The sequence below is a fragment of the Rhodoferax sediminis genome, from assembly GCF_006970865.1.
GTDB lineage: Bacteria > Pseudomonadota > Gammaproteobacteria > Burkholderiales > Burkholderiaceae_C > Rhodoferax_A > Rhodoferax_A sediminis.
On the sequence record NZ_CP035503.1, the window covers coordinates 301,588 to 314,222 of the forward strand.

The 12,635-nt window shown below is 65.6% G+C and carries 10 protein-coding genes and 1 tRNA gene; 9 read left to right on the forward strand and 2 right to left on the reverse strand.

The window, feature by feature from the left end:
• Window positions 1-5 precede the first annotated feature (5 nt).
• From rpoC to EUB48_RS01540, 9 genes are all read left to right on the forward strand, one after another.
• Window positions 6-4,232 (forward strand): DNA-directed RNA polymerase subunit beta', encoded by a 4,227-nt coding sequence (gene rpoC, locus EUB48_RS01500; RefSeq protein WP_142817259.1) that lies wholly within the window; start codon window positions 6-8, stop codon window positions 4,230-4,232.
• A gap of 203 nt (window positions 4,233-4,435) precedes the next feature.
• Window positions 4,436-4,996 (forward strand): LemA family protein, encoded by a 561-nt coding sequence (locus EUB48_RS01505; protein WP_142817261.1) that lies wholly within the window; start codon window positions 4,436-4,438, stop codon window positions 4,994-4,996.
• A gap of 139 nt (window positions 4,997-5,135) precedes the next feature.
• On the forward strand, window positions 5,136-5,447 hold the full coding sequence (locus EUB48_RS01510) for a c-type cytochrome (protein WP_142817263.1): 312 nt from the start codon (window positions 5,136-5,138) through the stop codon (window positions 5,445-5,447).
• 12 nt (window positions 5,448-5,459) lie between these two features.
• Window positions 5,460-6,734: an NAD(P)/FAD-dependent oxidoreductase gene (locus tag EUB48_RS01515; RefSeq protein WP_142817265.1), complete on the forward strand. Its 1,275-nt coding sequence runs from the start codon at window positions 5,460-5,462 to the stop codon at window positions 6,732-6,734.
• Window positions 6,731-8,077, forward strand: a complete 1,347-nt coding sequence (gene rsmB, locus EUB48_RS01520; protein ID WP_142817267.1) for a 16S rRNA (cytosine(967)-C(5))-methyltransferase RsmB — start codon at window positions 6,731-6,733, stop codon at window positions 8,075-8,077. Before EUB48_RS01515 ends, rsmB begins: the two co-directional genes overlap by 4 nt.
• Window positions 8,067-8,669: a DUF4390 domain-containing protein gene (locus EUB48_RS01525; protein WP_244618296.1), complete on the forward strand. Its 603-nt coding sequence runs from the start codon at window positions 8,067-8,069 to the stop codon at window positions 8,667-8,669. The genes rsmB and EUB48_RS01525 overlap by 11 nt, the downstream gene beginning before the upstream one ends.
• A complete protein-coding gene (locus EUB48_RS01530; RefSeq protein WP_244618297.1) occupies window positions 8,666-10,945 on the forward strand; it encodes a sensor histidine kinase in 2,280 nt (759 codons plus the stop codon). The genes EUB48_RS01525 and EUB48_RS01530 overlap by 4 nt, the downstream gene beginning before the upstream one ends.
• A 40-nt stretch (window positions 10,946-10,985) precedes the next feature.
• Window positions 10,986-11,663: a response regulator gene (locus EUB48_RS01535; RefSeq protein ID WP_142817269.1), complete on the forward strand. Its 678-nt coding sequence runs from the start codon at window positions 10,986-10,988 to the stop codon at window positions 11,661-11,663.
• 52 nt (window positions 11,664-11,715) lie between these two features.
• A tRNA-Phe gene (locus EUB48_RS01540) sits at window positions 11,716-11,791 on the forward strand.
• 337 nt (window positions 11,792-12,128) lie between these two features.
• Here EUB48_RS01540 and EUB48_RS01545 read toward each other — a convergent pair.
• Both EUB48_RS01545 and EUB48_RS01550 read right to left on the reverse strand, forming a co-directional pair.
• Window positions 12,129-12,368 carry a DUF2249 domain-containing protein gene (locus EUB48_RS01545; RefSeq protein WP_142817270.1) on the reverse strand — a complete coding sequence of 80 codons (240 nt, stop codon included), beginning with the start codon at window positions 12,366-12,368 and terminating at the stop codon, window positions 12,129-12,131.
• On the reverse strand, window positions 12,365-12,631 hold the full coding sequence (locus tag EUB48_RS01550; RefSeq protein WP_142817272.1) for a hypothetical protein: 267 nt from the start codon (window positions 12,629-12,631) through the stop codon (window positions 12,365-12,367). The genes EUB48_RS01545 and EUB48_RS01550 overlap by 4 nt, the downstream gene beginning before the upstream one ends.
• Window positions 12,632-12,635: the final 4 nt, after the last annotated feature.

Genomic DNA, 12,635 nt, shown 5'->3' on the forward strand with positions numbered 1-12,635 from the left:
AACTCATGAAATCACTACTGGACCTGTTCAAGCAATTCACGCCCGATGAGCATTTCGATGCCATCCGGATCGGCATGGCGTCGCCCGAAAAGATCCGTTCCTGGTCTTTCGGCGAGGTGAAAAAGCCCGAGACCATCAACTATCGCACCTTCAAGCCGGAGCGCGACGGCCTGTTCTGCGCCAAGATCTTCGGGCCCATCAAGGACTACGAATGCCTGTGCGGCAAGTACAAGCGCCTCAAGCACCGCGGCGTCATCTGCGAGAAGTGCGGCGTGGAAGTCACGCAGACCAAGGTGCGCCGCGAACGCATGGGCCACATCGACCTGGCCGCGCCCTGCGCCCACATCTGGTTCCTGAAGTCGCTGCCCAGCCGTTTGGGCCTGGTGCTCGACATGACGCTGCGCGACATCGAGCGCGTGCTGTATTTTGAAGCCTATGTGGTGACCGACCCCGGCATGACCCCGCTGAAAAAGTTCAGCATCATGTCCGAGGACGATTTTGATGCCAAGCGCAAGGAATACGGCGACGAGTTCGTCGCCAAGATGGGCGCCGAGGGTATCAAGGACCTGCTGCAGGCGATTGATCTCGACTCCTCCATCGAGCGGCTGCGCGGCGATCTGACCGGCTCCGAAGTCAAGGTCAAGAAGAACGCCAAGCGCCTCAAGGTGATGGAAGCCTTCCGCAAGTCCGGCATCAAGCCCGAGTGGATGGTGCTCGACGTGCTGCCCGTGCTGCCGCCCGACCTGCGCCCGCTCGTGCCCCTGGACGGTGGCCGCTTCGCGACCTCCGACCTGAACGACCTGTACCGCCGCGTCATCAACCGCAACTCGCGTCTGCGCCGCCTGCTGGAGCTCAAGGCCCCGGAAATCATCGCGCGCAACGAAAAGCGCATGCTGCAGGAAGCCGTGGACAGCCTGCTGGACAACGGCCGCCGTGGCAAGGCCATGACGGGCGCCAACAAGCGAGCGCTCAAGTCGCTCGCCGACATGATCAAGGGCAAGAGCGGCCGCTTCCGCCAGAACCTGCTGGGCAAGCGCGTCGACTACTCGGGACGTTCGGTGATTACCGTGGGCCCGACGCTCAAGCTGCACCAGTGCGGCCTGCCCAAACTGATGGCGCTCGAACTGTTCAAGCCCTTCATCTTCTCGCGCCTGGAAGCCATGGGCATTGCGACCACCATCAAGGCCGCGAAGAAGGAAGTCGAGTCCGGCACGCCGGTGGTCTGGGACATCCTGGAAGAGGTGATCAAAGAGCACCCCATCATGTTGAACCGGGCGCCTACGCTGCACCGCCTGGGCATCCAGGCCTTCGAGCCCATCCTGATCGAAGGCAAGGCGATCCAGCTGCACCCGCTGGTGTGCGCGGCGTTCAACGCCGACTTCGACGGCGACCAGATGGCGGTTCACGTGCCACTGTCGGTGGAAGCGCAAATGGAGGCGCGCACCTTGATGCTGGCCTCCAACAACGTGCTGTTCCCGGCCAATGGAGAGCCGTCCATCGTGCCGTCGCAGGACGTGGTGCTGGGCCTGTACTACACCACGCGTGAGCGCATCAACGCCAAGGGCGAAGGCCTGATTTTCTCCGACACCGGGGAAGTCCGGCGCGCCTTCGATGCGGGCGAGGTGGAACTGACCGCCAGAATCAATGTGCGCCTGACCGAGTACACCAAGGACAAGGAAACCGGCGAGTTCGTGCCCTCGACCCAACTGTGGGAAACCACGGCCGGGCGCGCACTGCTGTCCGAAATCCTGCCCAAGGGCCTGCCGTTCTCCAACATCAACAAGGCGCTGAAGAAGAAGGAAATTTCCAAGCTCATCAACGTCTCGTTCCGCAAGTGCGGCCTCAAAGAGACGGTGGTGTTTGCCGACAAGCTGCTGCAAAACGGCTTCCGTCTGGCGACCAAGGCCGGCATCTCGATCAGCATCGACGACATGCTGGTGCCCAAGGAAAAACCGGCCATCATCGAGCGCGCCGAAAAGGAAGTCAAAGAGATCGAGCAGCAGTACGTGTCCGGTCTGGTGACCTCCGGCGAGCGCTACAACAAGGTGGTAGACATCTGGGGCAAGGCCGGCGACGAAGTCTCCAAGGTCATGATGGCCCAGCTGGCCAAGCAAAAGACCATCGACCGCCACGGCAAGGAAGTCGACCAGGAGTCGTTCAACTCCATCTACATGATGGCCGACTCGGGCGCGCGTGGTTCCGCCGCGCAGATTCGCCAGCTGGCCGGCATGCGCGGCCTGATGGCCAAGCCTGACGGCTCCATCATCGAGACACCCATCACCGCGAACTTCCGCGAAGGCCTGAATGTGCTGCAGTACTTCATTTCCACCCACGGCGCCCGCAAGGGTCTCGCGGACACGGCGCTGAAGACGGCCAACTCGGGCTACCTGACACGCCGCCTGGTGGACGTGACGCAGGATCTGGTGGTGACCGAGCACGACTGCGGCACGCACAACGGCTCGCTGATGCGCGCCATCGTCGAAGGCGGCGAGGTGATCGAGTCGCTGCGTGACCGTATCCTCGGGCGTACCGCGGCCGAAGATGTGCTGCACCCCGAGAATCACGCGGTGCTGGTCAAGGCGGGCGACATGCTCGACGAGGACATCATCGATGAGCTGACCGCGGTTGGCGTTGACGAGGTCAAGGTGCGCACGGCGCTGACCTGCGAGACGCGTTTCGGCATCTGCGCCAAATGCTATGGCCGCGATCTGGGCCGTGGCGGCCTGATCAACGGCGGCGAGGCGGTCGGCGTGATTGCCGCGCAGTCGATCGGCGAGCCCGGCACGCAGCTGACGATGCGCACCTTCCACATCGGCGGCGCGGCCTCGCGGGCGGCGATCGCCTCCAGCGTGGAAGCCAAGTCCAACGGCGTGATCGGCTTCAACGCCACCATGCGCTATGTGACCAACAGCCGTGGCGAACTGGTGGTGATTGCCCGCTCCGGCGAAATCGTCATTCATGACGAGCATGGCCGCGAGCGAGAACGCCACAAGGTGCCCTACGGTGCCACGCTGACGGTGAAGGCCGACCAGGCCATCAAGGCCGGCACCATCCTGGCCAACTGGGATCCGCTGACGCGCCCGATCATTACCGAGTTTGCGGGCCAGGCCAAGTTCGAGAACGTCGAAGAAGGCCTGACGGTGGCCAAGCAGGTCGATGAAGTCACGGGCCTGTCCACCATGGTGGTGATCGACCCGAAACGCCGCGGTTCGACCAAGGTGGTGCGGCCACAAGTCAAGCTGATCGATGCGCAGGGCCAGGAGGTCAAGATCCCCGGGACCGATCACTCGGTGACCATCGGCTTCCAGATCGGTGCGCTGGTGCAGGTGCGCGACGGCCAGGACGTGGGCCCCGGCGAAGTGCTGGCGCGCATTCCGGTCGAAGGCCAGAAGACGCGCGATATCACCGGCGGTCTGCCGCGCGTGGCCGAGCTGTTCGAGGCCCGCAGCCCGAAGGACAAGGGCGTGCTGGCCGAGATGACCGGCACCGTGTCGTTCGGCAAGGAGACCAAGGGCAAGATCCGCCTGCAGATCACCGACCCCGAGGGCAAGGTCTGGGAAGACCTGGTGCCGAAGGAAAAGAACATCCTGGTGCACGAAGGCCAGGTGGTGAACAAGGGCGAGTCCGTGGTGGACGGCCCGGCCGATCCACAGGACATCCTGCGCCTGCTGGGCTCCGAGGAACTGGCGCGCTACATCGTCGATGAAGTGCAGGACGTGTACCGCCTGCAAGGCGTGAAGATCAACGACAAGCACATCGAGGTGATCGTGCGCCAGATGCTGCGCCGCGTCGTGGTCGACAACGCGGGCGATGCCAACTACATTGCCGGCGAACAGGTCGAACGCAGCGAGATACTCAACACCAACGACGCCCTGCGCGGCGAGGGCAAGATTCCCGCGACCTTCACCAACCTGCTGCTGGGCATCACCAAGGCCTCGCTGTCCACCGACAGCTTCATCAGTGCCGCTTCCTTCCAGGAAACGACGCGGGTGCTGACCGAAGCCGCCATCATGGGCAAACGCGACGAGCTGCGCGGCCTGAAGGAAAACGTCATCGTCGGGCGCCTGATTCCCGCCGGCACCGGCATGGCGTACCACCAGGCACGCAAGGCCAAGGACCAGATGGACGAGGCCGAGCGCCGCGCCATCGCCGAGGCCGAGGCCGCGGAGCTGGCCAGCCTGTCCGAGCCGGCGCCGGCGACCGAAGCCAGCGAAGGGGCGGCAGCCGACTAAGGAGGCCCCCACGCTTGTCGCTTCGCGTACTGCGCTGCCCCCCGAGGGGGCGGAACTTGCTCGGGGCGGCCTTTCGCTGCGTTCGCCGCGGGTTTACTATTAAAATAGTAGCGCCTCGTGCCCGATACAAAAGGGCCCGGGGCGCTTTTTTATGTTGATATGAAAACGGGCTACCGTCATCGGGTGGCCAAGGGGTATGAAAGATGATGTCGTCTTTTGTGCTGTGGCCGGGGCTTGGGGTGCTGCTGTTCTGGTCCGTCGGCGCCTACAACCGCATGGTGCGGCTGCGCTCGGCCGCACGGCAGGCCTTTGCCGCGCTCGATGCGCGTCTGCTCGAGCAACTCCAGCTGCTGCAATCGTGCCTGCCCGCTTCCATGAACGCCTCTTTGCTGACCCAGCCCGGTGAACTGCTCGACGACGTGGCCCTGCTGTGGATCGGCCTGCGCAGTGCGGCCGCGCAGTTGGCCGCATCGCTGGCCGCGGCAAGGGCGCGTCCGCTGGATGCCCGGGCCATGGCCGCGCTGGCGGCCGCCAGGGGCGTGCTCGACGCCACCTGGCAGCGCATGCAACTGACGGCACTGGATCCGGCCGGTGCGCCGCTGCCCGAGACCGTACAGCCCCAGTGGGAGCAAGGGGCGCTGCATGTGCGCGCTGCCGCCGAAGCCTTCAACCAGGCCGTGGCGCACTACAACGCCGCCATTGCCCAGTTCCCCGCGCTGTTGCTGGCCTGGGTGTTCGGCTTCAAGGCGGCGCGGCCGCTATAACTGGCCCCACGCTTCGCCACTGCGTGTGGGTCGTGCCCCTCAAGGGGTTGAACTTGCTCGGGGCGGCCCTTCGCTGCGTTCGCATGGATACTACGGGGTCGAGCGGGGCGCAGAGTCGCACAACCAGGAGGGCGGTGGCATGAAATTCAAATGGACGATGGGCGCAGCCCTGCTGGCCGGCGGCGCCGCGGCCATGGCGCAAGATCCGCAGGCGCTGTATCTGCGGAGCCTGGCCGCCACCTGCGCCGCCTGCCATGGCACGCATGGCCGCGCCGTCGCAGGGCCCGGCGTGTCCGCACTGGCCGGCATGGACAAGGATGATCTGGTGCGCCGCCTGCACGCGTTCAAATCGGGAGCGCGGCCGGCCACGGTGATGCAGCAGATCAGCCTGGGCTACAGCGACGCGCAGATCGAACAGATCGCCGGCTATCTGGCGCGCCAGAAGCCGTAGGAACACGCACCCGTGCAACGCCGCTCTTTTTTGCAATCTTCTACTGCCGCCGGCCTGCTCGGCCTGGCCGGTTGCGCCAGCCGCGCCGTACCGTCCAGGGCCCAGGTGGTCGTCATCGGCGGCGGCTACGGCGGCGCCACGGCGGCCCGGTATGTGCGGCTGTTCTCGAACCACAAGATCGACGTGGTGCTGATCGAGCCGGACGCCGCGTTTGTGTCCTGCCCGATGTCCAATCTGGTGCTGGGCGGCAGCTGGCAGATGGCCGACATCACCACGCCCTACGACGCGCTGCGCCACCGGCACGGCATCACTGTCGTGTGCGACCGGGCCAGCGCCATCGACACGGCCCGCAAAACCGTGACGCTGGCGGGCGGCGCATCGATCGTCTACGACAAGCTGGTGGTGTCGCCCGGCGTGGAGTTCATCTACGGCGCCATCGAAGGCCTGCCGGCGGCCCATGCCGTGGGCCAGGTCCTGCACGCCTGGAAAGCCGGCCCCGAAACCGCCGCGCTGCGCCGCCAGTTGCAGGCCATGCCCGAGGGCGGTGTGTATGCCATCACCATTCCCGAGGCGCCGTACCGCTGCCCGCCCGGCCCGTACGAGCGCGCCTGCCAGGTGGCCTGGTATTTCAAACAGGCCAAGCCGCGCGCCAAGGTGCTGATTCTCGATGCGAATCCGGACGTGACCTCCAAGGCCGCGCTGTTCAAGGCCGCGTGGGCCGGGCCTTACCGGGGCATGGTCGAGTACCGGCCCCAGTACAACACCACCGCGGTGGACGCCAAGGCCGGACTGATCAAGTTCGAGGTGCAGGACGATGTGCGCGCCGACGTCATCAACGTGCTGCCGCCCATGCGCGCGGGCGCCATCGCGGTGCAGGCGGGCTTGAACAACCAGGCCAACCAGCACTGGTGCGGCGTGAACTACCAGACCTTCGAGTCGACCGCCGCCAAAGACGTGTTCGTGCTGGGCGACTCGATCCAGATTGCGCCGCTGATGCCCAAGAGTGGCCACATGGCGAACAGTCAGGCCAAGGTCGCGGCGGCGGCCATCGTGGCGCAACTCGCGGGCTGGCCGGTGAATCCCGCGCCCCTGCTCACCAACACCTGCTACAGCTTTGTGGACGACCGGCGCGCGGTGCACGTGGCCAGCGTGCACGCCTACAACGCGGCCGAGCAGACCTATCTGACCGTACCCGGCTCCGGCGGCCTGAGCGAGCGCCCGAGCGAGCGCGAAGGCGCCTACGCCTTCAGCTGGGCGCGCAACATCTGCGCGGACACCCTGGCATGAACGCTCCTGCGTCCCCCGGCGCGCCGCCCCTGTGGCGCCAGCTGAATGCGGTTGCTACGGTTTTGGTAGCTATTTGTGCAGGTGAGTCGGGGACTGCAGCCCTGAATCATGTAGAAGCCGGGCTGCGGCCCGGGGTCCAGGCGCTGGTCTTTCATGTGCTGCGCTGGCTCGGCCGGGCGCAGGCGCTGCGGCAGCAGCTGGCCAAGCGCGCGCCGCCGGCGCAGGCCGATGCGCTCCTGTGCGCCGCGCTGGCGCTGGCCTGGCGCGAGGAGGGCGCGCCGTATGACGCCTTCACGCTGGTCGATCAGGCGGTGGAGGCCGCCAAGCGCCACCCTGACACGCGCCGGCAGGCCAGCTTCATCAACGCCTGCCTGCGCCGCTTCCTGCGCGAGCGCGGGCCCCTGGTGGCGGCGACCGACGATGACCCGGTGGCCGTCTGGAATCACCCGCGCTGGTGGATCGCGCGACTCCAGAAGGAGCATCCCGCGCACTGGCAGGAGATCCTGCGGGCCAACAACACGCACGCCCCCATGACGCTGCGGGTAAATCAGAAAAAAGTGGCTGTAGCCCAATACCTGTGTACACTGCGCGCTGCAAATATCATAGCGACTCAGGCTGGAGAGAGCGGCGTGGTGCTGCACAAGGCGATGCCGGTCGGCGCCATTCCGGGCTTTATGGAGGGCCAGGTGTCGGTGCAGGACGCGGCCGCCCAAATGGCCGCGCCCCTGCTGCTGGCTGGCTGGGCGGGCCGGCGGGATTTGCACATCCTGGACGCCTGCGCCGCCCCTGGCGGCAAGACCGCGCATTTGCTGGAACGGGCCGACGACGCCCGTGTCACGGCGCTGGACATCGACCCGGCACGCTGCGAGCGCATCGACCAGAACCTGCAGCGCCTGGGGCTGCACGCCAGCGTGGTCGCCGCCGACGCCATGAAACCCGAGACCTGGTGGCCGCAGCAGTGCCACAGTGAGCCGTTCGACGCCATCCTGCTGGACGCGCCCTGTACCGCCTCGGGCATCGTGCGCCGGCACCCGGACGTGCGCTGGCTGCGCCGCGAGAGCGACATCGCCCAGCTGGCCGCGATCCAGGCGGTACTGCTCGCAAGCCTGTGGCCGCTACTCAAGCCGGGCGGGCGCCTGCTGTACTGCACCTGCTCGGTTTTCAAGGCCGAAGGATACGATCAGATACAAACGTTTGTTACACACAACACCGATGCCACGTTACTGCCGTCGCCGGGCCATTTAATGCCTCAAATCGGGGCAAACGGCGACGGCGTCCCGGACAATCAGGCAGGTGATCACGACGGTTTTTTTTACGCGCTGCTGGAAAAACGTGCGGCTTGACTTGGCCGCGCTGCTGGCGTGTGTGTTCCTCGCGCTCGCCCCCCTAGTGCCGGCCCATGCCGAAAATGCCCCCGCCGAGGTCAGCCAGCTGCGGCTGGAGACCGACAGCGATGGCGTTTACCTCACGGCGGGTGTCAAATTCGAGCTGTCCACCATCGTTGAGGATGCGCTGCTCAAGGGGATACCGATGTTCTTCGTCGTCGAGGCCGACGTCTTTCGCGACCGCTGGTACTGGTACGACAAGCGGGTGGCCAGCGTTGCGCGCCACATGCGGCTGGCCTACCAGCCGCTGACCCGCGGCTGGCGCCTGAACGTGTCGCCGAACGTCATTACCAATGTGGGGCTCGGCGTCACGCTGAACCAGAACTTCGAATCGCTGCCCGATGCACTGGCGGCCATCCAGCGCATCTCGCACTGGAAGATCGCCGAGGCCTCCGCGATCGAGCCCGATACGCGCTACAACGTGGACTTCCGGTTCCGCCTCGATGTGTCGCAACTGCCGCGGCCGTTCCAGATTGGCGCGGTCGGCGAGGCCGACTGGAACATTGCCGCCAGCCGTAACCAGCGCCTGACGGTGGAGAATTCCAGGTGAACAGCCTGCGGGGTCAGCCGGACCCGGCTGATCGCTTGCTGAAGAGAAAGTCACGCGCGTTTCGCTGGGCGGTCGTGGTCGGCGCGGCCGCCATGGTGGCGATCGGCCTGGTGCTGATGTTCCTGCTGACCCAGGCCACCAACAACCGCGAACTGTACGAGCGCTACTACGGGCGCCTGTTCATCCTCAACGTGGTGGTGGCGGCGCTGCTGCTGGCCGTCATTGCCTGGATGGCGATCCGGCTCACGCTGCGCCTGCGCCGCGGCAAGTTCGGCAGCCGCCTGCTGGTCAAGCTGGCCGCGATCTTTGCGCTGGTGGGGTTTGTTCCGGGCCTGCTGATCTACGTCGTGTCCTACCAGTTCGTCTCGCGCTCCATCGAGAGCTGGTTCGACGTCAAGGTCGAGAGCGCGCTGGATGCCGGTGTCGGCCTGGGGCGCGCCACGCTCGACACCCTGAGCAACGACCTGGCCAGCAAGACCCGCGCTGCCACCAGCCAGCTGGCCGATGTGCCCAACGCCACGGCCGGACTCACGCTGGAGCGCATCCGCGACCAGCTGGCGGCCAGCGACGTGGTGCTGTGGGACGCCAGCGGGCATCTGATTGCCGGCGTCGGCCAATCGCGCTTCGACCTCAACCCGGAGCGCCCGGGCAACCAGCAGCTGCGCAACGCCCGCAGCCAGCGCGTGGTGTCGCAGATCGAGGGGCTGGAGGACGTCGGTTCGGCCGCCGTCACGAATGCGCGCATCAAGGTTATTGCGCTGGCCAACTCCTCCAGCATGGGGCTGCTGGCCGAGCCCCGCTTCCTGCAAGTGACGCAAATTCTGCCGCCCGCGCTGGTGGCCAATGCCATCGCGGTGCAGGAGGCCAACCGCGAATACCAGGAGCGCGCGCTGGCGCGCGACGGCCTGCGCCGCATGTACATCGGCACGCTCACGCTGAGCCTGTTCCTGGCCATGTTTGGCGCCGTGCTGCTGGCGGTGCTGCTGGGCAACCAGCTCGCACGCCCCTTGCTGGTGCTGGCCGAAGGCGTGCGCCAGGTGGCCGCCGGCGACCTCACGCCCAAGGCCGCGCTGCAGGGCAAGGACGAACTCGGCGGCCTGACGCGATCGTTTGCCGACATGACGCAGCAACTTGCCGATGCCCGCGCCGCCGTGAACCGCAGCATGGACCAGGTCGATGCCTCGCGCGCCAACCTGCAGACCATTCTGGACAACCTGACCGCCGGCGTCATCGTGCTCGATGCACACGGCATGATCCAGTCGTCCAACCCTGGCGCAACGCGCATCCTGCGCGCGCCGCTGGCGGCCTTCGAGGGCCGGCCGCTGGCCGACATCCCCGGGCTGGAAGACTTTGCGCGCAGCGTGCAGGCGCACTTCGACGCGTTCCTGCGCGGGCGCATGGAGCATGGCGTGGACCACTGGCAGCAGTCGTTCGAGCTCAATGCCGCACAGCCGGGGTCGCCCCACAATGCTATTACTCTGGTAGCACGAGGCGCAGAACTGCCGGGCGCATCCCGGCTTTTGGTGTTCGATGATATTTCCGAGATCGTGTCGGCGCAGCGCGCCCAGGCCTGGGGCGAGGTGGCGCGCCGGCTCGCGCACGAGATCAAGAATCCGCTGACCCCGATCCAGCTCTCGGCCGAGCGTCTCGAGATGAAACTGACCGGCAAGGTTGCAGCGCCCGAACAGGCGCTGCTGGCCAAATCCGTGAAAACCATCGTGGACCAGGTCGATGCCATGAAACGGCTGGTCAACGAGTTCCGCGACTACGCGCGGCTGCCCGCCGCCGAACTGCGCCCGCTGGACCTGAATGCGCTGATTGGCGACGTAGTGCACCTGTATGAGAGCGAGCACGCGCCCGCGCCGGTCCACGTCGAGCTGGACGCCGCCTGTCCGCTGATCCGCGGTGACGGCCAGCAAATCCGGCAGGTGGTGCACAACCTTCTGCAAAACGCCCAGGACGCCACGCAGACCGGCGCCGCGGGCCAGCGCCGCGCGCGCGTGACCATCCGCACGCAATGGCTGGCGCCGGCCCAGCAGGTGCGCCTGACGGTGCAGGACAACGGCCCCGGTTTTCCCGAGCACATCCTGAATCGGGCCTTCGAGCCCTATGTCACGACCAAGGCCAAGGGCACCGGGCTGGGGCTGGCGGTGGTCAAGAAAATCGCCGATGAACACGGCGCCCGCATCGACCTCTCGAACCGCGTGGTTGATGGTGTCGTCCAGGGCGCGCAAGTGTCGTTATCATTCGCCATAGACAGCACGGCGTCGGGGTAGTCCTGGTGCGCCGTCAACTCCGAGGGACAGCGCTGAAATCATGGCAAACATACTGGTGGTCGACGACGAACTGGGTATTCGCGATCTGCTCTCCGAAATTCTCAACGACGAAGGCCACAACGTCGAACTGGCCGAGAACGCGGCCCAGGCGCGCACAGCCCGCGGCCGCAGCCGGCCCGACCTGGTGCTGCTCGACATCTGGATGCCCGACACCGATGGCGTAACGCTGCTCAAGGAGTGGTCCATCGGCGGGCTGCTGACCATGCCCGTCATCATGATGAGCGGCCACGCCACGATCGATACCGCCGTCGAAGCCACGAAGATCGGCGCGCAGGCGTTTCTGGAAAAGCCCATCACCCTGCAAAAACTGCTCAAGGCCGTCGAGGCCGGGCTGGCACGCAGCCATCCGCGCAAACCGGTGGTCGCCCTTGTGCCCGCACCTGCCGACCTCGCGGTGGACGCCGCCATGACGGGCGGGCTCGCGTTGCCGGCAGTGGCCGACCAGGGTCCGCAGGGGTGCCAGAGCTTCGAGCTCGACAAACCGCTGCGCGACGCGCGCGACGAATTCGAAAAATCCTACTTCGAATTCCACCTGGCCAAGGAAGGCGGCTCCATGACCCGCGTGGCCGAAAAAACCGGCCTGGAGCGCACCCACCTGTACCGCAAGCTCAAGCAACTGGGCGTGGACCTGTCGCGCGGCAAACGCAGCGCGGCTTGATGCTGCCCAGTTGAGAAAAGCGCGCCGCACGCCTGCTATAATCGCCGGCTCTGGCCCGGTAGCTCAGTCGGTAGAGCAGAGGATTGAAAATCCTTGTGTCGGTGGTTCGATTCCGCCCCAGGCCACCAGAAAAACTTCTTTCTAATCAACAGATTAGAGATGAGCAAGCAAAGAAAGCGGCCCCTCAAAAGGCCGCTTTTTTGTTTTTCTGCTGCAGTCTCTGACACTCGCGTCGGGGACCCGTGCCCGGTCGCATGCGTGCCGACCATGACGTTGCGTTGTCGATCACACGGCCCTTCCGCTCTCGCCAGGAGTTTCTCGAATTGGTGGCAGGATGCCCCTGCGCTCCGGCTATCGCGGGACGTGTGCTTGAACTGAAATTAAAAACGCCGGGCTGCTATCGAAGCAGAGCCCGGCCCTGAAAGTGTTATTTGCTGCGGCGGCCAGAACTCAGGCCGCGCCGTTTCACGCGTTGGCGGTCTTGCCAATCCGTACGCGCCAGGTTTCCGGGCCCGACTCCAGATAGTCCCAGGTAAATTTCCCCGTGTGCTCTGCATCAAACTGGTAGTACAGGGGTTTCGGGTCGTGGTCATTGATCAGCACAAAGCTTTTGCCGGGAGCCAGACCCTGCCAGGTGCTGAAGATGGTGCTGTGGCGCTGCATGGGAACAAGTTGGCGTACGTCCAAGTTTTCGCTGTCGCTCATGAGTGTGTTTCCTTTTTGGTTGGGGTTGATAAAACTGGGCTATCGCCATGGGGCGATTCTTTTCGGCTGTTGCGCCTGGGATGGGTGAGGTTGTGCATGACGCCGTTCAGGCGTTCGGCTTCCTTCGGTTGATCGTGCCGCAGCAGCGACCAGCCCTGTGCCGCCAGACGGCAGGCGGCATCGATTTCTCCGGCGTCTCCCATGCACCGCAGGGCTTGCACGAAGAGACGGTTGAGCGCGGCCAGCGCGTCGGATGGTTCCATGCCG